We start from the raw sequence: 22188 nt of genomic DNA, 5'->3' as shown, positions 1-22188 counted from the left end.
TTACTTCGCAGCGGCTTCTTTAGACTTGTCAGCTGCTACAGGCGCTTCCCCCGCAGGATGTGGCGCAACAGCAGCCCCTGGACGCAATTTAATGACATTATCAACAATTACTTTCTCACCAGCTTCAAGACCACTTAATATCACCCAGTCTGTCCCTACCCAGTTACCAACGACGATAGGTTTAATAGTCGCCTCGTTTTTGTCATTCGCAATGTAAACAAACTTACCTTGGTCATTAGTTAACACTGACGTTTGTGGCACAACAAACACGCCATCTTTGTGACCAGTAGTGACGCGAACACGCACAAACTGACCTGGTAACAGGCTCTTATCAGGATTTTCAAACGTTGCGCGTAATTGCTGTGTGCCAAGTTGAGGATCTATGCCGCTTGCAGCAAAGTTCAAAGTGCCTTTTGAAGGGTACTCCTTGCCGTTTGCCATGATAAGCGCCACTTCTTTTACATTAGATGGCGATAAATGTCCGCCTAATTGCGCTAACTCACTATCAGACAAACTGAAACGCGCCCAAATTGGGCTTATTTGACTCACTGTCGTCAACAAACTAGTATTAGCATTCACTAACGCGCCTTCTGAGAACTCAAAGCGTCCAGCAATACCTGAAAGTGGAGACGTTACCGTAGTGTAAGATAGATTCAACTGCGCTTCGCGAACACCTGCCTCAGCTTGCGCTAAAGCTGCACGTGCTAATGTACTATCAGAACCAGCATTATCGGCCTCACGTTTACTAATAGACTGTGACACCAATAAACCATCTAAACGTGTTGCTTCACGTTGCGTTTGCTCTACATGAGCCTGCTGTTGCGCTAACTGCGCTTTAGCATTTGAAAGCGCAATTTGAAATGGCACAGGGTCGATTAAAAACATAGCTTGACCCGCTTTAATTGGCGAACCTTCTTCAAATAGTTTTTTAAGCAAAATGCCACCTACGCGAGGACGGATCTCCACTTCTTTTGCACCTTCTGTTTGTGCAACTGCTTCGGCACTAATCGGCACACTAGTTGCTTTTAATTCAATCACACTGACAGGCATGGCTGGCATGCCACCACCGGCTTGTGCAGCAGCATCATTTTTCTTACCGCAGCCATTTAAAGCTAAGCCAACCATCAGCGCGATTGTAGTAAGTTTGACTGCACCTGCGAATGATTTCGTTTTAAATAAATGTATTTGAGGGCGTTGTTTCGCGTCGTTGAATAACATTGTTGGCTCCACTTTTTAAATTGATTACTTTAGTTTAATTGATTACTTAGCCAATTGATTGCTTAATCAAATTAGCTACTCAGCTATTTCGCTTAATTAATTACTCAGCTTAATTTTATCTACGCCAATGATTAATATAGCATTTTTATCATTTAGCAGAAAATTTCACTTGCTTACATTCTTGTTTGTATGTATATTATATACAAACAAGAATGTATGTATATATATTTTACAAATATTTAACAAATTGATTTGGGTTACCTAATTCATATTAAGTAAACTACTTAAATGGCGAGAACAATTTAAATGGTTAGAAAAACTAAAGAAGATGCAGAACTCACGCGAAAACGCATTATTAACTCAGCACGCGCAGTATTCCTAGCGCGCGGCGTAAGCCGATCAACCTTAGAGCATATTGCTGCACACGCAGAAGTCACGCGTGGCGCCGTGTATTGGCACTTTAAAAACAAAACTGACATTTTCCACGCCATTCGTGACCAAGTCTTCCTGCCTCTTATAGACCGCATGGATGACTCACTTACCTTAGCTAGCGACGAAGATCCCCTCACCCAAATTGAAAACAGCCTTTGTGTCACTTTCGATGATCTCAATAACAACATCGAAATGCGTCAAACGTATGAAATCATGATGATTAAATGCGAATACGTAGATGAGTTCTCTCTGGTTCTGCAACAAATTCTTAGCAACTGCTCTAGCATCACCGGCAAAATAAAGCTCGCCTACGAGCGCGCAGAACAGCAAAATCTACTCGCTTGTAAACATACACCTCTAGCCCTAGCATTAGATACCCATTTGTTTTTTGGCGGCTTATTGCATATGTGGGTGAAAGATGCTGATGGCTCAATGTTTAGGAATCAAGCCAAAGAACTCATCAAATCTCACATCAATTTACGTAGAAAACAGTAATTATTTGCGAAACACTTGTTAATCGCCAAGCATGACTATATTATCAGCGTGACTGACAATATAGAACCATATCACTATGGTTAGTCCAGTTCTTGGAGGCGATGTGAAAGTACAAATTGGCGAAATCTACGGTAAGCAAACCTCTGCTAAATTTGTCATGTACAACGTCATAAAAGTAACGCCATCGCTAGTCACATTACAAAACATCGACAATCCATTAAGCCTGTTTGAAATCACCACTCAAAAACTCGCAAGTTCAGGTTATATCCGCCTAAGCCAAACACCATTCATAGATTTAGAAGCAACAACGCCAAAACGCCGTAAAGCCACAAAAAAACCTACGCGCTGTCCACTCACTTTCGACTTTTTAGAAGAGCGCGCTGACAGTCAGCGCCCTGCTCCAATTCACCAAGACTTATTCGCTTAAACTTTCACTGCAAAGTCGGCAACCCTAACGCCCAATAAGCGCGCGGTTTCCAGGTCAGCTGGGTTAACTTCATCGGCACTTGAATCCGCTGGCGATGACATCAGTGCACCACTAAAACCACCCAAGGAATTAACATCGCTACGCGTGCTGGCTTTCATGCTAGCGGGCATTAAGCCTGTGCCTATCCAAATGCCAGAATGCTGCATCGACAATGTCATAAAGTAGCTAATGGTAGAGGCTTTATCACCGTTTAAACTGGCCGAATTTGTAAACCCAGCAAAAATTTTATCTTTCCATTTTTGTGTAAACCAAGCCTTAGAGCTAGCATCCGCAAACTTTTTGAACTGCCAACTGACAGAGCCCATGTAAGTCGGTGAGCCCATGATAATTGCTTTAGCTGCATCCAATTTATCCCAATCTGCTTCGGTAATTTCACCGCTTTCACTAATTGCAACTAAATCTGCTTTTGCGCCTTCTGCCACGGCTTCAGCTTGTTTCTTTGTGTGGCCATAACCACTGTGGTAAATCACTACAACTGCCGACATATGATGCTCCTTTTTATTGATTGTTTAAAAGAATGAGCAGAGTATAATCTCAATAGTAACTTTTAGTAAGTAGGCACCAAAATATCATATAGGCACTTTTTAGATACCTATAAAATAACGAGATTAATTATGGACGACTTAAACATACACAACTTAGAAAATTTAGACAATCAACCACAAGCCTGCGCATTCAATGCAGACTGTCCAACGCGCTTGATACTCAATAGAATCGCGGATAAATGGACGGTATTAGTGATGATATTGCTAGAAAGCGAAACCAAGCGCTTTAGCAACCTACAACGCGAGATTGGCGGAATTTCACAAAAAATGCTCACGCAAACCCTGCGTGGCTTAGAGCGTGACGGCTTAGTCAGCAGAAAAGTATATGCCACCGTACCGCCAAAAGTAGAATACTCACTCACTCCGCTAGGTCACACGCTTAAAGACTTACTTTATGCGATTAAAACGTGGTCTGAAACTAATATCAAAGAAGTGCTAGCCGCGCAAAAGAGTTACGACGAAGTGAGTTTAAAATAGTGAAATGTGCATAAAACACCTGCCCTGCGACCCATGGATATTGGCTCGCAGAGGGGTGAAAACAACGTACAACAGAACACCCTTTTGCTGTTTTGTTATACGCTATCCCAACTAGTCATAAACATATTCACTTAATTCCGCGGTGGCCCACCCCGTAAATCATGCCCATCCGCACTGTAAATCTCAACTTCAACAAAATCTCCTGGCGTTAAACCATCGGCATCTTCCATATACACCACACCGTCAATCTCAGGTGCATCGGCTTTAGTACGGCCTATCGCCTCAATATTACCCTCAGAATCCTGCACAATTTCATCCACTAAAACTGTTTGGATACTACCTATTTTGTTGTGTAATTTAGCCGCACTAATGCGCTCTTGCACTTCCATAAAGCGGCTTAAGCGCTCTTGTTTAACTTCTTCTGGCACTTGGTCTGGCAACTCATTGGCTTTTGCACCATCCACAGCAGAGTAGGCAAAACAACCTACTCTATCCAGTTGCGCTTCTTCTAAGAAGTCTAACAACATTTGAAAATCGTCTTCAGTTTCACCTGGGAAACCTGCAATGAAGGTACTTCTTACCGTAATATCTGGGCAGATTTCGCGCCATGCTTTAATGCGCGCGAGGTTATTCTCTGCGTGCGCTGGGCGTTTCATGGCTTTCAAAATACGCGGGCTGGCATGCTGGAATGGCACATCCAAATAAGGCAAAATCAAGCCGTCTGCCATCAATGGAATCACCTCATCTACATGTGGATAAGGATAAACATAATGCAAGCGCGTCCAAACACCTAAGTCACTCAAGCTTTGACAAAGCTCAGTCATACGCGTTTTCACTGGGCGACCATTCCAAAAGCCCGGACGGTATTTAACATCTACGCCGTAAGCAGAAGTATCTTGTGAAATCACCAAAATCTCACTCACACCAGCTTTGACTAAATTTTCCGCTTCGTTCAACACTTCACCAATCGGACGGCTGACTAAATCACCACGCATGCTCGGAATAATGCAGAAACTACAACGGTGGTTACAGCCTTCAGAAATTTTAAGGTAAGCATAATGACTAGGCGTTAACCGTATGCCTTGTGGAGGCACTAAATCAATAAATGGCTCATGCAATTTTGGCAAGTTAGCATGTACAGCTGTCATTACCTCTTCTAAAGCATGTGGACCTGTTACCGCTAGTACACTTGGATGCGCAGCTTCGACTACGCCCTTTTTCGCGCCTAAGCAGCCAGTCACAATTACTTTGCCGTTTTTAGCAATCGCTTCACCAATCGCATCAAGCGACTCCTCAACCGCGCTGTCAATAAAACCACAAGTATTGACCACAACTAAATCGGCATCTTCGTAGCTACCTGAAATTTCATAGCCTTCTGCGCGCAATTGGGTGAGAATACGCTCTGCATCTGAGCCCGCTTTAGGGCATCCGAGAGAGACGAAGCCAACTTTTGGATTTGATAAACTCATTTTAAAACTCACATTTCTAATTTAAATAGGGTGAAACTAAAATTAAAACGTCTAAACTAGACTAGGCGCTAAAAAAATTTAAGTGCGATGCATATGTTTTATATGTGAGTGCTTAAATTTTTTTAGCAACAACGTATAGTGACGACGTTTTAGTTTTTAAAAACTTTTATGTACATTATTGCAATTGCTTGGCTATACGTCACAGTCCTCATGGCAGCGACTGAAAAAACCATTACAGCCGGCTTACTCACCTTTATGTTTTACGGGCTAGCACCGTGTGCATTGTTGTTATGGATATTAGGCGTCAACCATAGACGCTTTAAAAAACACCAAAAATCTTTACTCGAGGAAGAAGTGAGCAACCAAGATGGTGCTGACACCAATCGAGATGAGTAATACTTGCGCGATCGTCGCTTTTAATTCGGTGCGTTTATGCAAACCTGGAATCAAATCTGCCACAGCGACATAAAGCAAGCTAGATGCCGCCAAGCCTAAAATAACAGGTATCCAGCTTTGCACATATTGCAGCGCATAATAAGCCATCAAACCACCGACCATCGTCGCGACACTTGAAACCAAGTTAAAAATTAAGGCCTGTTTCTTCGTATATCCTGAATGCAGCAAGATTAAAAAATCGCCGACTTCTTGCGGAATTTCATGCGCAATAATCGCTAATGCAGTGACTAAACCTAATTTTATATCTGCCGTAAATGCTGCCGCAATCAAAATACCATCAATAAAGTTATGAAAGGTGTCGCCTATCATAATCATCAAGCCACTACGGCCGCCATCATGTGTATGAGCATGGCTATGCGCGTCGCTTAACAATATAGTTGGCTGCTGCGCGGTGACTGCGCGATATTTAGCACCACCTTCTTTTTCCGGGTGAGTGACGGGGCAGTTTTCTTCGGTATGTACCGCATGTACTTCACAATGATCGCCGTGACAATGACGCCAGATGACTAGTTTTTCTAATACAAAAAATAATAGCAAGCCAAATAGTAGCGTTGCAGAAACCTTTTCAACACTGCCTGCAATACTAAACGCATGCGGCAAAATCTCTAAAAATACAGCGCCTAACATAGCCCCGATGGCATAGCTCACCAGCATGGGTACCCATGAGGTACGCACGTTAAGCGCGAACAATGCAGCCAAGCAAACACTCAACACTCCACCCAATAAGCTAGATAAGACAATCCAACTAAGTACAGATAATGGTGCAGAATTGATGGCTAGGTTTAACATAGAGTTTCAAATAAGGTGTTTTTAACAAACTGACGAAGTCAGCATTATACTGAATATATTCAAGCAAAGTCTTAGTCGTGTTTGATTGCTTGTTAAAACCGTAATCATCCCAACATAATGCGATATATCAATCTATTAGAACGATTAAGCTTACATAATGAAAAACCAAGAAAATATCACGCGAATGCCAGCCATCTTTATCGGGCACGGCAATCCAATGAATGCGATCACAGACAACCCATACCGTGATGCTTGGCTGGTTTTGGGTCAGAGTTTGCCCAAACCAAATGCGATATTACTTATATCTGCGCATTGGCAAACGCGTGGCACACAAGTTTGTGCAGTAGAAAAGCCGCAAACCATACACGATTTTGGCGGATTTCCTGCAGAGTTATTCGCTCAGCAATATCCTGCCCCAGGCTCACCCAAATACGCAAAAATGGTATGCGATTTATTTCCCGACAATAAAGTAACAAGCACCTTAGACTGGGGCTTAGACCATGGCGCTTGGACAGTTCTACAGTCGCTTTTCCCTATGGCTGATGTACCCGTTTTTCAGCTTAGTTTAGATGTAAATTTAGACTTTGCCGAGCATTTTAAGTTAGCTAAGCAGTTAGCAAGCCTACGTGAACAAGGGGTGATGATAATAGGTAGCGGCAACATCGTACATAATTTAGGCAAGCTCAACATGCAAGGCAAAACCTCTGAATGGACAATTAGCTTTGATAATTACATTAAAAAAGCGTTGGAATCAGAAGATGAAGCCGCATTATTAGACATCTCTCGCGCTGGCGATTCAGCAAAACTTGCGGTGCCAACTGATGAGCATTACTTGCCATTGTTATACATTGCTGCAATAAGGCATGCTAACGACACCATGCAGTTTCTTACTGAGAGCTATGATCTAGGTGCTTTAAGTATGCGTAGCGTGATTTACCAGTAAGCAACTGAATTACTAGCTGCTAATTAGCCAGCCAAATCAAACTAGCCATGCGCCCTGTGACGTTATCGCGCCTGAATGAAAAAAAGCGTGCTTCATCGGTATAGGTGCAGAAATTATCACTAGAATTTTCATGGTCGCCGCCACCGTAAACTTGCGTAACGCCTAGTTTATTTAAGCGTTGTTGAGCGATTAAATACATATTGCAAAGCCATTTGCTGGCATTCGCCTTGAATGCCAGCTCTGCCTGACTATCATGTTGCATAAACTGCTGACGCACTTCATCACCCACTTCAAAAGCATCAGGGCCAATTGCAGGACCAAGCCAAGCTAAAATCTCGCTTCTTTCAACAGGTAATTTATTTACGGTCGCCTCAATAGCACCATCACACAAACCACGCCAACCAGCATGCACAGCAGCGACCACTGTGCCGGCTTTGTCACAAAGCAACACTGGCAAACAATCTGCCGTCATCGTCACGCAAACCACATTAGCCTGAGTGGTAAAAGAAGCATCAGCATCTTGCAAGCAAGTGCTTTGCGCTGCATCTATTACCTCAACGCCGTGTACTTGATTGACCCACACAGGCTCACTTGGTAAATAAGGGCTTAATAGCTGACGATTTTTGGCAACAGCAATCCCATCATCATTGACGTGTGCACCAAAATTCAAGCTAGCATAGGGCGTCTGGCTCACACCACCATTGCGCGTGGTTTGCAGCGCTTTTACATTGTTAGGTGCTGGCCAATTTGGAATAATAAACTGTAAATCAGACATGGTATTTACTCCTCGTCTTCGAGTTCCAAATCATCATCGTCATCAAAGTCTTCGTCATCCTCATAATCTTCGTCAGAAAGATAAGGCTCAGAACTAAACTCAAACTCTTCTTCGTCGTCATTACGCGGATCTTCATGGCGCATGGCTTCCAGCAAGGCTTTCATGTCATCTGCCAGCTCAATCTGCCACTCCATAAACTCATTGGTCGCTGGGTGCATTAAACCAAGCTTAATGGCATGTAATGCCTGCCTGTTGAATTGACTAACTTCATCACGTAAAGTTTGCGTCATCACACGAATAGGAATAATGCCGCGGAAACCATACACAGGGTCGCCGACGATAGGCGCTTTTAAAGACTGCATATGTACACGAATTTGATGGGTGCGCCCCGTTTCAAGATTACAACGCAAATAAGTTTGCACTGAAAAGCGCTCTAATATTTCATAACGCGTAATGGCAGGTTTACCCATGCGGTTAAGCGCCATTTTAGTACGTGAACGTGGGTCGCGGCCAATCGCCTGATCTACCACGCCATTACGCCACAACTGGCCCCATACAATCGCGCGATACTCACGTTTAACGGTTCTTGCCTGTAACTGGCGCACTAAATTAGTTTGGGCTGCTAAGGTTTTTGCCACAACTAATATACCGCTAGTGTCTTTGTCTAGTCTATGAACAATGCCGGCACGTGGTACATCTTTTAATTCTGGCGCATGAAATAACAACGCGTTGAGCAGCGTACCACTCCAATTCCCCGCCGCAGGATGCACTACCATGCCCGCAGGTTTATTAATGATAATGATATGATCATCTTCAAATACAATATCAAGCGGAATGTCTTCTGCGACATAAGCGTAGTTTTCTGGCTTAGCCTGTACCTGCACAACAACCTGTTCGCCCCCCCAAACTTTGGTTTTGGAAGTGCTAGGCAATTTGTCTACAGTGACTAAACCTTCTTTAATCCAAGTTTGTAAGCGTGAACGTGAGTGTTCGGGTAGCATGCGTTGCAATGCAACATCTAAGCGTAACCCGCCTAAATCATTTGAAATAGTCAGCGTAAGAGTATTATTAAGTGGTTGTGGAGTAGCGTCTGTCATCGGTTATAATTATTACTAATTTCTTAAAGTAGGTTTCGGCATGAAGTATATCTTAATTTTAATGTTCGCCTTGTTAATGAATGGTTGCGCTATATTTGGTGCACCTACAGAATTGGATGATACCAAAGGCTTAACAGCGGAACGCATTTATCAAATGGGTTCAGAAAAAATGCGTGATAAAGACTATGATAAAGCCATTGTTTATTTTGGCAAGCTAGAGTCTCGTTACCCTAATGGACGCTTTGCAGCTCAAGCCCAGCTTGAAACGGCCTATGCTCACTTTAAAAAACAAGACCCAGTTTTATGTGTTGCAGCGGCCGACCGTTTTATCAAACTACACCCCAATCACCCTAACGTTGATTACGCCTATTATCTAAAAGGCTTAGCCGTATTTAACGAGCGTGGCGTCATTGAAAAACTAACAAAACAACAAATTAGTGATCGCGATCCGCGCTCACTACGTGATTCGTTTGTGACATTCAAAGATTTAGTCACTCGTTACCCGAACAGTAAATATGCAAAAGATGCTACACAGCGCATGGTTTATTTGGCAAATAGCTTATCAGACCATGAATTAGATGTAGCTAATTACTACATGAAGCGCCAAGCTTATTTAGCCGCTATTAATCGTTGCAAATACGTGCTGGAGTACTACCCACAAACGCCTGGCGTTGAGCAAGCATTGGTTACCATGATTAGTGCTTACGATTTAATGGGCTTAGATGACCTTAAAAAAGATACTGTGCGTATTCTAGAAACAAACTACCCAAATAGTGCGCTACTAGGCAATGGCGCCCCTGCTGACGAACGCGTTTGGTGGAAGTTTTGGGAAAGTCTCTACACAAAATAGTGATCTAAATGAACGTATTTAGATTTTTCGCGACAAACCAGCATGGGATATTTTAATAAACTACCTGGATTCACTCAATCGCCTTCTGGCCTAGAGTGGACTTTGCTTAAAAAAATACCACGAATATTTTTGATAAGCACATTTATTCCATGTGCAATTATACTAAAACTGTATTTATTCAATGATGCGTTAAATGCAGAGCAGCTAAAAATCATTTATCAGTGCCTAGGCGTGCTATTTAGCCTTTGGTTCTTTATAGGCACTGTAGCGATTGGATGCGTAGTGGTGATTGTGATGAAAGGGCCTGCATACGTAGCAGACCCTTATGAACTTCCAGTTGAGAACAAGTCTTTAGAGAATCATCCCAACCTTTGAGCCATAGTTAAACTCAACCTTGAAATTTAGCAATTTCTCCTGGTTTTCTTAGCATTTTATCGACTTCGCCTAGATGCAACTCTTCTTGGTAAATCATCTCACGTGCATATTCTTCTAGCATCACGGAGTCACCCTCAACAAGTTTCAATAAAGCCTTATAAGCATTCAGTGAAACGGTTTCGTGCGCTAGCGATTCGCGCAGAATATCGCCGATATCATGGTTATGTGTTTCTAGTAATGGTCCAATAGAAAGCGATGGGTGAGCGCCCAAATGCGTGATTAATTCGCCAGCCTTATCAGCATGGGTTAGAGACTCTGCAGCTTGACTGCGCAGCCAAGAAACAATAGGAATACGGTTATAGCCAAACACCATTAATGCATAATGCGTATAGCGCACAACGCCAGCGAGCTCTAACTCTAAAATCGTGTTTAACGCTTTGGTGACTGGGGTTGAAACGTCGTGATCTGTGGCCATTTTATATTCTCCTAAATTACAGTAAAAATCAGCTTCTAAACTCTATAAGAAGTAGTGTATCGTAAATAAAATTAATGTACAGAACTGCTAATAACTCGCACTTTTAGTAGCGACTGTTTTAATGTTGAGAAGCAAAATATTGACTTGATATTTGATGTTAGTGAACATAAGCCGAGTTGGCCAAGCCTGTGTTCATTTTGCTTTTTATTGCGGTTTAAATGCTAAATAATTAGTGTAATGATAAAAATCAACAAATCTGACTATCTTTTTTTAGCGCTTCTATCTTTATCTTCCACTTCCTTTTTCGCTTTTAATTCAGCGCGATGCGCAGTTTTACGGCGACGCATACTCACAATACCTTCCCCAGGTTTACGTTTATCTTCATCTTCTGCAAACGGGTTAGCGCCCTGTTTATATTGCACACGTAAGGGCGTGCCTGAAAGCTGGAAGGTTCTGCGGAAAGTTTTTTCTAAAAATCTTGTATAGGCATCTTTTACACCATCCACGTGATTGCCGTGAATCACCACGATAGGCGGATTGCTTCCGCCTTGATGCGCATAGCGCAGCTTTGGTCGAATACCTTTACTAATCGGTGGTTGATGCTGCTGTAGCGCATCGATTAGCACACGTGTAAGTTGAGGCGTAGCAAGTTTAGCAAATGCCGCTTTAAAGGCAATATCGACTGATTTAAATAACTCTGGCAGGCCTTTTTTGCGCAACGCAGAAATATAATGAAACTCTGCAAAGTCTAAAAACATCAATTTACGGTCAATTTCACGCTTAACCCAATCCCGCTCTTCTTCTTTCAATCCATCCCATTTGTTGATAGCCACAACCAGTGCGCGACCAGCATCTAAGATATAGGCTGCAACATGCGCATCTTGCTCAGTAATGCCCTCTTGCGCATCTACTACCAAAATCACCACATTGGCTTCTTCAATAGATTGTATAGTTTTAATAACAGAGAATTTTTCAATGGCCTCAAGTACGCGACCGCGCTTACGCACACCTGCAGTGTCTATCAGCGTGTAATGTTTACCGTTTTTTTCTAAATCGATTGAGATAGAATCACGCGTTGTACCGGGCTCATCAAACGCAATCACACGCTCTTCACCAAGTAAGGCATTTACAAGTGTAGATTTACCTACGTTAGGACGGCCAACAATCGCGACTTTAGGTATTCTATCGCCTGTTTGGTCTAACTCTGGCTCTTCTTCAACTTCATGAAAGCTTTCTAGCGCCAAGTCGATAATATCTTTCACACCTTCGCCATGCGCAGATGAAATTGACAATGGGTCACCCAAACCTAACTCGTGGAACTCCGCGCTAACAACCGCTTTGTTCATACCCTCAGTTTTATTTACTGCGAGCAATACTGGACATTTGCTTCTGCGTAAGCGATTAGCAATTTCCATATCTTGCGGTGTTGCGCCTTGGCGACCATCCACCAAAAAGATAATCACATCGGCTTCATCAATCGCCAATAAGGTTTGAACCGCCATGGCTTTAAGAATGCCACTATCTGTATTCGGCTCGAAACCACCAGTATCTACCACTAAATACGGCTGACTCGCACCTATGCCACGACCATAGTGACGGTCGCGAGTTAGCCCTGGCAAGTCCGCAACTAATGCGTCACGACTTTTAGTCAGTCGATTAAATAAAGTGGATTTGCCGACATTGGGTCGACCAACCAGAACAACGGTAGGTAACATACGAGCCTTCTAATAATTACTTGAGCCAGATAGCGTGTTGGCTAAGGCTTTAAACTTTTTCTATTTCTGCAATTTTGCTGCGGCGATCATTTAATCTGAATTGCATAAATGCCGCCGTCACGTGTTTGTGCTAACACGGTAGTGCTATTGACTGCTGCCATCATCGGCATCACAGGACTATTGCTAGTCTTAATTCTTGAAGCGATTGCGCCGTCATCACGACTTAAAAAGTGAACATAGCCTTCTACATCACCCACTGCAACTAAACTTCCCATAGGTACTGGTGCTGATAACTGGCGATTTTTTAGCGCAGCTTGGCGCCAAAAAGTCTTACCTGTCGTGTAATCCAGTGAGTAAACTGAACCCAAAGCATGTGAAACAAAAATACGACCATCTTCTACGCTAATCCCAGATAAGCTGGAAATGTCACGGTTCCAAATCACTCTACCAGTTATTCTATCAACCGCTGCAATTCTCCCTTGGTAAGCTACTGCGTACACCAACGGCCCATCTACAAACGGTAAGCTTGTAATATCAGCAATACGTTCAATCTCAGTCACCCCTTTAGGTTGAGCAACGGAAGCTTCCCACAACATTTTGCCGTTATCAGCACGTATCGCGATCAATTTACCGCCACCAAAACCTGCATAGACTGCACCACCATCTACCACCACACCTGCGCTGCTGCGCAAAGTAAGCGCAGGGCTGGTGCGATCATAAACCCATTTACGACTACCATCATTTGCGTTAATGCCGTAAATACGACTATCACCAGTACGAGCAATGACAATGCCATCAAAATATTTTGGCGCACTAAGTATTTCGCTGCTAAGTTTAGATTTCCACTGCAGTTTACCTTCAATATCATAAGCATAAACCACACCTTTTTGCGTACCGACTAACACTAAGCTGCCGCCTACACCCACACCACCTGACAATTTCTCACCAGCATTTACACGCCAAACTTGCTTGCCATTCGTAGCATCTAATTTAACAACTTCCCCATTTGCACTCGCCGCATAAGCATAACCAGCCTCAAGCACTGGTGAAAAATCAAAGTCCTCAGCAGGGCCTACTTTGGCTTGCCACAGAAGTTGAGTGGTGGCTGTTTCTTTTATCTCTACCAATGGATCAGGCGCATCTGCAGCTTCACGACCAAAAATCTTGTCTGATACGTCCGTTTTAAGGTCTGAAATTGTGCTACATGCGGTTATCAACAATAAGCTTGTAACAGCCAATAGGTTTAATGATGCTTTTTTAAATTGATGTAAAGACAATACAATGCTCCAGCTTATTTATTTGCGTCGATAATTCAAGAACGAGTCTTTAAATATTTAGGCTAAACTTAGCCTAACGCTTCCAGTTTTTGCTGAGTAAGCGCACGGAATTTACCATGTTGATCTAGCTTAGCCAGCGCTTCTTGATAAGCTGTCTTGGCCTCTGCGCTTTTACCTAAACTCACTAAAACATCGCCTTTAAGGTCAGCAAACAAACCATCAAATCCTGCATCATGCGGGGCATTTAATAGGTTTAAAGCGCCTTCAAAATCTTTTTCTTCAGCCAAAATATTGGCTAATTGCAAGCTAGCTAAAGCGCTTACTGACGTTTCTTTTGCATTTTTAATCGCCCAATCTAATTGCGCTTTTGCACTTTTAGCATCATTCGCTTGGTAATTGGCTTTAGCAGCAAACAATGCTGCACGGCCTGCATACGGCGTTCCAGCAAACTTATCCATCAATACTGCAGATTTTGTCTGAATAGACTTCAAGTCTTTTTCATCAGTAATTGAAAGTTCTTGATATTGTGTTGACGCCTCAACGGCTTGCTTATTTTGGAAGTAATGCCAACCCTGATAAGCAGAATAAGCCACCAACACGCCAATAACTAGTGTACTAATCATCTTGCCGTTTTGTTTCCACCAAGCTTTTAGTTCATCAATCTGTTCTTGCTCTTCTAAATCGTATGCCATTACTTTTTCCTAAATATTCTCTAAAACCAATTAATTTAATCAAACTTTAAGCATTGACTGCTTTTTTACCAGGGATGGCCGCTAACAGATTCTGCGTATACTCATGTTGAGGATGTTGATAAATATCTTCAACTTTACCCTGCTCTACCACTTTACCGCCATTCATCACCACAATATCATCAGCGATGTGGCGCACTACGCGCAAATCATGGCTAATAAATAAATAACTCAATGCCATTTCGGCTTGCAATTCTTTCAACAGCAACAAAATCTGCGCTTGTATTGAAACATCTAACGCTGAAACTGGCTCATCACACACCACTACTTTAGGCTGCAATACCAAGGCTCGCGCAATGCCTACACGCTGCCTTTGTCCACCAGAAAACTCATGCGGATATTTTTGCATATCGGCTTCAGTTAAACCTACGCGCTTTAACATTGCGATGACTTTTTTCTGCTGCTCAGCTGCGTTACCAAGCTGATGAATCAGTAAACCTTCACCTACAATCTCACCCACACGCATGCGCGGATTTAGCGAGGCAAATGGATCTTGAAACACCATTTGCAGGTTTTTACGTACAGCTCGCAAATCGCTGCCGCTTAATTTCGCCAGATCTTGGCCCGCAAAAAGCACTTCACCGCTATCTAAGGGTTGCAATTGTAACAGACAACGCGCCAACGTGGATTTACCACTACCAGATTCACCTACAACGGCGAGCGTTTTACCTTCAGTTAAACTGACGCTCACATCATCTAAAGCTCTCACCAAGGTTGTACCAAAGCCAAACTTGCCGCTACGCTGCGTATAGGTTTTAACTAAATGATTCGCCTGTAAGATGATATTACTCATGCAGCTTTACCTTTACTTAATCCAGACTCATTCGTTTCGGAATTTTTTAACCATGAATAATCTATAGGCTTAAGTGGCTTCTTACCTTCAGCATCAGGTACGCAATCCAGCAGCGCTTTGGTATATGGATGCTGTGGATTACCTAGCACCTCATCTTTAGTGCCTGATTCAACAATCTCGCCTCTGAACATCACCACCACATTATCCGCAATATCAGCTACCACGCCAAAATCATGCGTAATAAACAACATGCCCATATTCATGCGCGTTTTAAGCTCATCTAACAATTTAAGTATCTGCGCTTGCACTGTGACATCTAGTGCTGTAGTTGGCTCATCAGCTATCAACAAGCGAGGCTCGCAAGCAATACTCATGGCGATCATTACTCGCTGACGCTGACCACCTGAAAGTTCATCAGGATAACTATTGGCACGGCTTGGCGGTATGCCCACCATTTCTAATAGGCTGGCAATTTTAGCTTTTAAAGCATCACCCTTTAAGCCCAAATGCGTCGTTAAACTTTCACCAATTTGGTAGCCTACCGTGAGTACTGGGTTCAATGAAGTCATTGGTTCTTGGAAAATCATGGCAATTTTTGCGCCCCGAATTTTTCGCAAACTGGCTTCATCTAGTAAGGTTAAATCTTGCTCGGCTGACTTTTTGTCATTCAGCAGACCATCATTAAATATGACTTTGCCAGAAGTTAATTGCAATTGCTTAGACAGCAAACCCATTACTGACAAAGCTGTTAAGCTTTTTCCGCTACCAGATTCACCCACGACACAAGTTGTTTTTCCCGCTGCGATGCTAAAACTAACATCGTTCACCAATAAGCGCGTTGGCGTTTTTTTTGGTGAAATGCTCACATGCTGCAACTGTAATAAGGGTCTAGCTTCATTCATTTCAGCGGTCATTTTTTCGCTCAACGTTGAATATCTACGGGGTTATCTATAGTTTTATCAAAACACTTATCATTTGCAACACTTAAGCAAGCGCCGCAGTCAAATTCTCTATGGCTTGTTCAATACTGCATTGCTGCTGCTCACCTTTTACTGTGGCTAACATAGGTTTTAGTGTGACTTGCTTGTTCGCAACTTCGTCATCACCAATGATTAAGGCAAACTTGGCTTGGCTTCGGTCTGCTTTTTTCATTTGTGATTTAAAACTACCGCCACCCGCATGCAATATCACTTGTATATCAGCATTACGCAATTGTTCAGCAATACTAAATGCGACTTGTTCTGCTTGCTCACCTACATTGACCAAATACACGTCTGGCGCATCATCTGCTGTAACGCCATATTCTTGCATTAACAAAAATACGCGTTCTAAACCAATACCAAAGCCACATGCAGGCGTTGCATCGCCGCCCAATCTCTCAACTAAAGCATCATAACGACCACCGCCAGCAATGGTACCCTGCGCACCTAACTTAGTCGTCACCCATTCAAATACAGTGCGATTGTAATAATCCAAGCCGCGCACTAATCGCGCATTCACTATGTATGCCACGCCAGCTGCATCTAACAACTTACACAGACCATCAAAATGTGCGCGGGTTTCATCGCCTAAAGAATCAATTAATTTTGGCGCCGCTTCACACATCGCTTGCATGCGTGGATTTTTGGTATCTAAAATGCGTAAGGGGTTAGTGTGTAAGCGACGTTTTGCATCTTCATCCAGCAAGTCAGCATGTTGCTCAAAATAGGCAATCAGTACTTTGCGATACTCAAGACGCTCGTGTGCATCACCTATGCTATTGATTTGCAACTCAACATCAGCAATGCCCAACTCGCGCCAAAGTCTTGCTAACAATACAATTTGCTCAGCATCTACTTGCGGACTATCAAATCCAAAAGCTTCCACACCAATCTGATGAAACTGGCGCTGACGACCTTTTTGCACGTTTTCATGCCTAAACATCGCGCCGCTATACCAAAGTCGAACAGGCCCGTTATAGGTCAAATTACTTTCCACAACTGCACGTACGCAGCCAGCCGTACCTTCTGGACGCAAGGTCAGCTTGTCGCCATTGAGCGCATCTTCCCAAGCATACATTTCTTTTTCAACAATATCCGTATGCTCACCTACAGAACGCACAAATAAATCAGTAGATTCCACCAAAGGCATGCGAATATTTTTATAACCATATTGACCTAATACGCGGCGAGCGGTGTCCTCAAGCTTAAACCACAATGGTGTCGCTTCGGGCAAAATGTCGTAAAAACCTTTAATACTTTGAAATTTTGAAATTTTAGTTTTTGTTTGCATGTTTTTTGTTGAATGATCAACCATAGTTCGTTACTTCAATGACTTTTTAAATGGGCAGCTATTTAGTTAATAGCTTGAATAGGGATTGTTTTTTGCGTGGTTTTTACTTGAGGTAGACTAACATGCAGCTTGCCGCCTTCAGCATAATGCGTTTGTACATAGTCTTCGACAATCGCTTGAAACTCTTGCGCAATGTTATCGCCTTTGAGTGTGACAGTTTTTTCGCCATCGACAAATACAGGTGCGACTGGCGTTTCACCTGTGCCGGGCAAACTAATACCGATATTCGCTAACTTGGATTCGCCTGGGCCATTCACCACACAGCCCATCACAGCCACGCTCATGTTCTCAACTCCAGCATATAGGCCGCGCCAAACAGGCATTTGATTACGCAAATAGCTTTGAATTTGCATGGCAAGCTCTTGGAAATAGGTCGAAGTCGTACGGCCGCAGCCTGGGCAGGCAGTCACTAACGGTGTGAAAGAACGTATGCCCATGGTTTGCAAAATCTCTTGCGCAACAATGACTTCTTTTGTACGAGATTCGTTAGGTTCTGGCGTAAGTGAAACGCGAATGGTGTTGCCTATGCCTTGCTGCAAAAGCAAGGCCAGTGCAGCAGTTGATGCCACAATACCTTTTGAACCCATGCCCGCTTCAGTTAAACCCAAATGTAAAGGGTAATCGCTGCGCGTTGCCAGTTCAGCATATACTTTCACTAGATCTTGCACGTTGCTCACTTTGCAAGAAATGATGATTTGATTAGGCGATAAACCTAATTCGACGGCTTGTGCGGCGCTTTCAAGTGCTGATTGTATCAAAGCCTCGCGCATCAAAGCTTCTGAAGACAACGGTTCAGCCAACTGGGCGTTATCGTCCATCATTTGTGCCATTTTAGCTTGGTCTAAACTGCCCCAATTCACGCCAATTCGCACCGCTTTTTTATAATGTACTGCCGCTTCTATCATGGCAGCAAACTGCTCATCGCGCTTAGAGCCTTTACCAACATTACCTGGGTTGATGCGATATTTGGCTAATGATTCAGCGCAGTCAGGGTAAGCCGCGAGTAATTTATGACCGTTGTAATGAAAGTCACCTACTAACGGCACATTGCAGCCCAGTGCATCTAAACCACGACGAATATTGCCAACTTGCGCAGCAGCTTCTGGCGAATTAACGGTAATGCGAACAACCTCACTACCCGCTTGCCATAGCTCAAACACTTGATTTATGGTTGCTTGCGCATCGGCAGTATCGGTATTGGTCATGCTTTGCACGACAACAGGACTAGCGATAGTACCAGCCAGACCACCACCAACAGGCACATGACCAATCATGACCTGCAGGGTATTACGTGCTGTTTTAAGTAAAGAAAGACTCAATGATTACTCCAAAGTTAGGCGAGCAACATTGTTTTTAGTTTTATCGCTTAAGTCAACATTCTGACCTAAAAATGTAAGCTTGGTTGCTTTCGCGTTGCCAATCAGCACTTTAAAAGGTGGCAAGCCGTTAAAACCATCTTCGCTATTCGCCTGCAGCATTTTTTCATAAACAACCGCGCCGGATTTATCTGTGACACGCACCCAAGTTTGCTCTGTTACTGCAATATTCACGCCTTTAACAGCAGCAATTGAGCTATCTGGTTTTAGACTACTCTTAGCTAGATCAGGCACTTTAGCCTCAGTAGAGATAGCTTTTGCACTAGCTGTAACTGGTGCTGTTTTTGCGGTATTTTCTTTTAATGTATTGAAATCCACAGTCGTTTCTTTTGGCAACTGAAGATTTTGCGTGGTAACCACAGAGCTGTTTGCTGCTGCCGGATGCGCTTGCTCAACTTTAGGTAACACTGCAGTGGTACTTGGCGTAGCTTGATTAGGCATTTCTTTAACATCACCAACAACCGCAGCTGGCAGATCCACCGTGGTTTCAGCATCAGCTTGCGCCAAGCGCTCAGCGGCAGGCAAAGCTACTTCCGGTAAGGTAGCAACCTCTGGAGCGGTTGTATCTACTGTTGTGCTAACAACATTTTCCGTCACTTTCGGCGCTGATTTTTGCATGTAGTTAACATAATAAAACCAAACGGCAACAGCTATTAAAACTAGACTACATAGCCATATAAATTTAGATAAAAAAGAACTTTCTTTACCCGGCATCACTTGATTCATAGATGTCTTTACACTTAGCGTGCTGGGCGAAACATCTGGCATACGCACGCGATAGCTAGCTAACAAGGGCTCAGCATCCAACTCCAAAAAACGCGCGTAATTGCGTATAAAGCCACGCGTGATCACAGCTGGAGGCAAACTAGAAAAATTGTTGTTCTCTAAAGCTTCAATTTGCTTAATACTTAAACGTAAATTATTAGATACGTCTTTTAATGATAGCTTTTTGGCATTCCTAGCCTCAGAAAAAACCTCACCTAACGGTGCAAAACCGATTATTTCTGCCTCTGCAAGATTAACTATAACTTCATCAGCCATGGTTATTTTCCGCTCTCTAACAACTTAGCTTGTTCTGAATCTGGATACTGGCGTCTTAGTTGCAAAGCATAACTAGCCTCAGCATCTTTCCCACCAAGCACACGCTCGACCTGAATGCCCAACCACAAAACTTCTGGGCCTGGTCGACTTAGCATTGCATTTTGTAAAGTTTTCCTAGCGGCCATTGCATCGTTGCGTTTAAATTGTAGTGACGCAAGTTGATAGGCAGCAACCTGTGAAAGTGGCTCAATTTGCAAAGCTTGTTGCAAGTAACTTTCAGCACCTGCCATATTTTTTTTGCGTATAGAACAAATGGCCGCATTAGTATAAGCCATCGCTGGTGTGGCATATAGAGGATTTTTAAGCGCAGCTAGAAACTCAGTAATCGACTCATCAACTCTATTTCTGGCGCACAAAAAACTGCCATAGTTGTTGTGCGCCTCGGAGTTTAATGGTTCTAATTGAATTGATTTTCTGAAATTTGCATCGGCAACATCATCTTTACCAAGCTCAGCATTGACTAAACCCAAGCCGTTGTATGCTGAAGCGAAACTGGGGTCGATTTTGACTGCAGTATTAAACTCCTCTAATGCTATTTCTAATTGTCTTTGTTGAAAATAAACCGCACCCAAATCAGTATGAGCACGTGCACGAGATTTTGTATTTTCAGTGTCTTTTTCTTGCTGCTGCTGATTTGCACAACCCGCGCCAAACAAACCAATCACCAACAGCGTAAGCAATAATTTTAAAGCACTCAATTTCATCTCAGGCCTCATTCAACAACTTCAATTGGAATTCTGTTTGCCGTGCGCTTAGTTTTGTCCAAGACTTTGCCAGCTAACTGACCACAAGCGGCATCAATATCCTCACCGCGTGTTTTACGCACCGTGACCACATAACCAGCTTGCATCAGAATATCGCGAAACACCCGAATATGGCTAGCTTTAGAAGTGTCATACCCACTATTTGGAAACGGATTGAATGGAATTAGATTGAATTTGCAAGAGACATTTCTCACCAAATCAAGCAATTGATGCGCATGTTCAACCGTATCATTCACGCCATCCAACATCACGTATTCGAATGTGACAAAATCGCGTGGTGCTTTTTCTAAATAACGATTACATGCAGCCATTAACTCTTTAAGAGGGTACTTTTTATTAATAGGCACAATCACATCGCGTAACGCATCGTTAGGCGCATGCAATGAAACAGCCAATGCCACAGGGCAATCTTCTTTTAATCTATCCATCGCTGGCACCATGCCACTGGTTGAGAGCGTCACGCGGCGGCGACTTAGGCCATAAGCATTATCGTCCAACATGATTTGCATGGCGGTGACTACGTTATCGTAGTTGGCAAGCGGCTCGCCCATGCCCATCATCACAACATTACTGATGATACGATCGTTTGCTGAAAGCAAATCGTACCCACTCTCTTGCCTCAGCGACTGATTAGCAATTGCCAACTGACCAATAATCTCTGAAACACTTAAATTTCGATTAAAGCCTTGACGGCCTGTACTACAAAACGTGCATTCAAGCGCGCAACCCACTTGGCTTGAAATACACAAAGTACCGCGATCATCCTCTGGGATAAACACGGTCTCTATGCTATTGGCTGTGTCCGTACCGATCAACCACTTACGCGTACCGTCATTAGATACTTGTTCTAACTGCACGTTTGGCAAAGTGATTTCGGCGTCTACCACCAACTTCTCACGTAATACTTTGGCAATATCAGTCATCTGCTCAAAATCATACACACCAAAATGATGCATCCAACGCATTAGCTGCTTGGCACGAAAAGGCTTCTCGCCTTGTTCTGCGAACCATTTTGCCAGTTGTGGCTGATTGAAATTGAGCAAATTCACCAAAATTTTTTTACCTTGTATCACATATGTATTACGTACTAATAATTTAAGTTTCTAAGCTAGGCAATGCGCGAACAAAAAATTAAGACGCCGCATATATTAATATGCAAGAAATAATTTTTTGTGAGCTACGCAGCATAGCGACGAAAG

Annotated in this window: 24 protein-coding genes; 7 read left to right on the top strand and 17 right to left on the bottom strand. The window is 43.1% G+C overall.

Features of this window, described 5'->3' with window-relative positions; all coding sequences use genetic code 11:
* Nucleotides 1-1218 carry an efflux RND transporter periplasmic adaptor subunit gene (locus M301_RS04835; RefSeq protein WP_013147638.1) on the bottom strand — a complete coding sequence of 406 codons (1218 nt, stop codon included), beginning with the start codon at nucleotides 1216-1218 and terminating at the stop codon, nucleotides 1-3.
* A gap of 306 nt (nucleotides 1219-1524) precedes the next feature.
* Between M301_RS04835 and M301_RS04830 the strand changes: the two genes are divergently transcribed.
* Entirely contained in the window at nucleotides 1525-2145 is a 621-nt protein-coding gene (locus M301_RS04830; RefSeq protein ID WP_013147637.1) for a TetR family transcriptional regulator, read from the top strand.
* Between the two features lie 76 nt (nucleotides 2146-2221).
* Entirely contained in the window at nucleotides 2222-2572 is a 351-nt protein-coding gene (locus M301_RS04825; RefSeq protein WP_013147636.1) for a hypothetical protein, read from the top strand.
* Here the strand turns inward: M301_RS04825 and M301_RS04820 are convergent.
* Nucleotides 2569-3117 carry a flavodoxin family protein gene (locus tag M301_RS04820; RefSeq protein WP_013147635.1) on the bottom strand — a complete coding sequence of 183 codons (549 nt, stop codon included), beginning with the start codon at nucleotides 3115-3117 and terminating at the stop codon, nucleotides 2569-2571. The two genes, M301_RS04825 and M301_RS04820, sit on opposite strands and share 4 nt — an antisense overlap.
* Nucleotides 3118-3246: 129 nt before the next feature.
* Between M301_RS04820 and M301_RS04815 the strand changes: the two genes are divergently transcribed.
* The gene (locus M301_RS04815) at nucleotides 3247-3654 is read left to right on the top strand and encodes a winged helix-turn-helix transcriptional regulator (RefSeq protein WP_013147634.1); all 408 of its coding nucleotides are present in this window, start codon (nucleotides 3247-3249) and stop codon (nucleotides 3652-3654) included.
* Between the two features lie 131 nt (nucleotides 3655-3785).
* Here the strand turns inward: M301_RS04815 and rimO are convergent, their stop codons facing one another.
* Nucleotides 3786-5123 carry a 30S ribosomal protein S12 methylthiotransferase RimO gene (gene rimO, locus M301_RS04810; RefSeq protein ID WP_013147633.1) on the bottom strand — a complete coding sequence of 446 codons (1338 nt, stop codon included), beginning with the start codon at nucleotides 5121-5123 and terminating at the stop codon, nucleotides 3786-3788.
* A gap of 168 nt (nucleotides 5124-5291) precedes the next feature.
* On the opposite strand from rimO, the gene M301_RS14375 reads away from it, so the two are divergent.
* Complete coding sequence (locus tag M301_RS14375) at nucleotides 5292-5519, top strand: hypothetical protein (RefSeq protein WP_013147632.1); 228 nt, start codon at nucleotides 5292-5294, stop codon at nucleotides 5517-5519.
* Here the strand turns inward: M301_RS14375 and M301_RS04805 are convergent.
* Complete coding sequence (locus M301_RS04805; RefSeq protein ID WP_013147631.1) at nucleotides 5463-6368, bottom strand: ZIP family metal transporter; 906 nt, start codon at nucleotides 6366-6368, stop codon at nucleotides 5463-5465. The genes M301_RS14375 and M301_RS04805 overlap by 57 nt on opposite strands.
* A gap of 157 nt (nucleotides 6369-6525) precedes the next feature.
* Between M301_RS04805 and ygiD the strand changes: the two genes are divergently transcribed.
* Entirely contained in the window at nucleotides 6526-7311 is a 786-nt protein-coding gene (ygiD, locus tag M301_RS04800; protein ID WP_013147630.1) for a 4,5-DOPA-extradiol-dioxygenase, read from the top strand.
* Between the two features lie 19 nt (nucleotides 7312-7330).
* Here ygiD and pgeF read toward each other — a convergent pair whose 3' ends face one another.
* Nucleotides 7331-8086, bottom strand: coding sequence for a peptidoglycan editing factor PgeF (gene pgeF / locus M301_RS04795; protein ID WP_013147629.1), 756 nt, complete (start codon nucleotides 8084-8086; stop codon nucleotides 7331-7333).
* Between the two features lie 5 nt (nucleotides 8087-8091).
* Entirely contained in the window at nucleotides 8092-9183 is a 1092-nt protein-coding gene (rluD, locus tag M301_RS04790) for a 23S rRNA pseudouridine(1911/1915/1917) synthase RluD (RefSeq protein WP_013147628.1), read from the bottom strand.
* 40 nt (nucleotides 9184-9223) lie between these two features.
* On the opposite strand from rluD, the gene M301_RS04785 reads away from it, so the two are divergent.
* Together M301_RS04785 and M301_RS04780 are read left to right on the top strand one after the other, a co-directional pair.
* Nucleotides 9224-10033, top strand: a complete 810-nt coding sequence (locus M301_RS04785; protein WP_013147627.1) for an outer membrane protein assembly factor BamD — start codon at nucleotides 9224-9226, stop codon at nucleotides 10031-10033.
* Between the two features lie 42 nt (nucleotides 10034-10075).
* On the top strand, nucleotides 10076-10408 hold the full coding sequence (locus M301_RS04780) for a hypothetical protein (protein WP_013147626.1): 333 nt from the start codon (nucleotides 10076-10078) through the stop codon (nucleotides 10406-10408).
* A 13-nt stretch (nucleotides 10409-10421) separates the two neighbouring features.
* On the opposite strand, the gene M301_RS04775 is transcribed toward M301_RS04780, so the two are convergent.
* The 11 genes from M301_RS04775 to rlmN form a co-directional block, all read right to left on the bottom strand.
* Nucleotides 10422-10883 (bottom strand): ferritin-like domain-containing protein, encoded by a 462-nt coding sequence (locus M301_RS04775; RefSeq protein ID WP_013147625.1) that lies wholly within the window; start codon nucleotides 10881-10883, stop codon nucleotides 10422-10424.
* Between the two features lie 260 nt (nucleotides 10884-11143).
* Nucleotides 11144-12598, bottom strand: a complete 1455-nt coding sequence (der, locus tag M301_RS04770; protein ID WP_013147624.1) for a ribosome biogenesis GTPase Der — start codon at nucleotides 12596-12598, stop codon at nucleotides 11144-11146.
* Nucleotides 12599-12684: 86 nt separating this feature from the next.
* Entirely contained in the window at nucleotides 12685-13875 is a 1191-nt protein-coding gene (gene bamB / locus M301_RS04765; RefSeq protein ID WP_013147623.1) for an outer membrane protein assembly factor BamB, read from the bottom strand.
* 68 nt (nucleotides 13876-13943) lie between these two features.
* The gene (locus M301_RS04760) at nucleotides 13944-14567 is read right to left on the bottom strand and encodes a tetratricopeptide repeat protein (protein WP_013147622.1); all 624 of its coding nucleotides are present in this window, start codon (nucleotides 14565-14567) and stop codon (nucleotides 13944-13946) included.
* A 46-nt stretch (nucleotides 14568-14613) separates the two neighbouring features.
* Nucleotides 14614-15417: an ABC transporter ATP-binding protein gene (locus M301_RS04755; RefSeq protein WP_013147621.1), complete on the bottom strand. Its 804-nt coding sequence runs from the start codon at nucleotides 15415-15417 to the stop codon at nucleotides 14614-14616.
* Nucleotides 15414-16331 (bottom strand): ATP-binding cassette domain-containing protein, encoded by a 918-nt coding sequence (locus tag M301_RS04750; RefSeq protein ID WP_013147620.1) that lies wholly within the window; start codon nucleotides 16329-16331, stop codon nucleotides 15414-15416. Before M301_RS04750 ends, M301_RS04755 begins: the two co-directional genes overlap by 4 nt.
* Nucleotides 16332-16401: 70 nt before the next feature.
* Entirely contained in the window at nucleotides 16402-17688 is a 1287-nt protein-coding gene (gene hisS / locus M301_RS04745; RefSeq protein ID WP_041359828.1) for a histidine--tRNA ligase, read from the bottom strand.
* Nucleotides 17689-17750: 62 nt separating this feature from the next.
* Entirely contained in the window at nucleotides 17751-19067 is a 1317-nt protein-coding gene (gene ispG / locus M301_RS04740) for a flavodoxin-dependent (E)-4-hydroxy-3-methylbut-2-enyl-diphosphate synthase (RefSeq protein WP_013147618.1), read from the bottom strand.
* 3 nt (nucleotides 19068-19070) lie between these two features.
* On the bottom strand, nucleotides 19071-20165 hold the full coding sequence (locus tag M301_RS14165) for a helix-turn-helix domain-containing protein (RefSeq protein ID WP_013147617.1): 1095 nt from the start codon (nucleotides 20163-20165) through the stop codon (nucleotides 19071-19073).
* Nucleotides 20166-20167: 2 nt separating this feature from the next.
* On the bottom strand, nucleotides 20168-20929 hold the full coding sequence (gene pilW / locus M301_RS04730; RefSeq protein ID WP_013147616.1) for a type IV pilus biogenesis/stability protein PilW: 762 nt from the start codon (nucleotides 20927-20929) through the stop codon (nucleotides 20168-20170).
* 8 nt (nucleotides 20930-20937) lie between these two features.
* Complete coding sequence (rlmN, locus tag M301_RS04725) at nucleotides 20938-22041, bottom strand: dual-specificity RNA methyltransferase RlmN (protein WP_041359823.1); 1104 nt, start codon at nucleotides 22039-22041, stop codon at nucleotides 20938-20940.
* Nucleotides 22042-22188 lie beyond the last annotated feature (147 nt).

Origin of the sequence: Methylotenera versatilis 301 (assembly GCF_000093025.1) — a bacterium.
Lineage (GTDB): Bacteria > Pseudomonadota > Gammaproteobacteria > Burkholderiales > Methylophilaceae > Methylotenera > Methylotenera versatilis.
This window is presented reverse-complemented; position numbering and strand designations above follow the sequence as displayed.

Bases quoted from the DNA above. Each gene is read 5' to 3' on its own strand.
- M301_RS04835 (WP_013147638.1), bottom strand. From the start codon at position 1,218: ATGTTATTCAACGACGCGAAACAACGCCCTCAAATACATTTATTTAAA.
- M301_RS04830 (WP_013147637.1), top strand. From the start codon at position 1,525: ATGGTTAGAAAAACTAAAGAAGATGCAGAACTCACGCGAAAACGCATT.
- M301_RS04825 (WP_013147636.1), top strand. From the start codon at position 2,222: ATGGTTAGTCCAGTTCTTGGAGGCGATGTGAAAGTACAAATTGGCGAA.
- M301_RS04820 (WP_013147635.1), bottom strand. From the start codon at position 3,117: ATGTCGGCAGTTGTAGTGATTTACCACAGTGGTTATGGCCACACAAAG.
- M301_RS04815 (WP_013147634.1), top strand. From the start codon at position 3,247: ATGGACGACTTAAACATACACAACTTAGAAAATTTAGACAATCAACCA.
- rimO (WP_013147633.1), bottom strand. From the start codon at position 5,123: ATGAGTTTATCAAATCCAAAAGTTGGCTTCGTCTCTCTCGGATGCCCT.
- M301_RS14375 (WP_013147632.1), top strand. From the start codon at position 5,292: ATGTACATTATTGCAATTGCTTGGCTATACGTCACAGTCCTCATGGCA.
- M301_RS04805 (WP_013147631.1), bottom strand. From the start codon at position 6,368: ATGTTAAACCTAGCCATCAATTCTGCACCATTATCTGTACTTAGTTGG.
- ygiD (WP_013147630.1), top strand. From the start codon at position 6,526: ATGAAAAACCAAGAAAATATCACGCGAATGCCAGCCATCTTTATCGGG.
- pgeF (WP_013147629.1), bottom strand. From the start codon at position 8,086: ATGTCTGATTTACAGTTTATTATTCCAAATTGGCCAGCACCTAACAAT.
- rluD (WP_013147628.1), bottom strand. From the start codon at position 9,183: ATGACAGACGCTACTCCACAACCACTTAATAATACTCTTACGCTGACT.
- M301_RS04785 (WP_013147627.1), top strand. From the start codon at position 9,224: ATGAAGTATATCTTAATTTTAATGTTCGCCTTGTTAATGAATGGTTGC.
- M301_RS04780 (WP_013147626.1), top strand. From the start codon at position 10,076: ATGGGATATTTTAATAAACTACCTGGATTCACTCAATCGCCTTCTGGC.
- M301_RS04775 (WP_013147625.1), bottom strand. From the start codon at position 10,883: ATGGCCACAGATCACGACGTTTCAACCCCAGTCACCAAAGCGTTAAAC.
- der (WP_013147624.1), bottom strand. From the start codon at position 12,598: ATGTTACCTACCGTTGTTCTGGTTGGTCGACCCAATGTCGGCAAATCC.
- M301_RS04760 (WP_013147622.1), bottom strand. From the start codon at position 14,567: ATGGCATACGATTTAGAAGAGCAAGAACAGATTGATGAACTAAAAGCT.
- M301_RS04755 (WP_013147621.1), bottom strand. From the start codon at position 15,417: ATGAGTAATATCATCTTACAGGCGAATCATTTAGTTAAAACCTATACG.
- M301_RS04750 (WP_013147620.1), bottom strand. From the start codon at position 16,331: ATGACCGCTGAAATGAATGAAGCTAGACCCTTATTACAGTTGCAGCAT.
- hisS (WP_041359828.1), bottom strand. From the start codon at position 17,688: ATGCAAACAAAAACTAAAATTTCAAAATTTCAAAGTATTAAAGGTTTT.
- M301_RS14165 (WP_013147617.1), bottom strand. From the start codon at position 20,165: ATGGCTGATGAAGTTATAGTTAATCTTGCAGAGGCAGAAATAATCGGT.
- pilW (WP_013147616.1), bottom strand. From the start codon at position 20,929: ATGAAATTGAGTGCTTTAAAATTATTGCTTACGCTGTTGGTGATTGGT.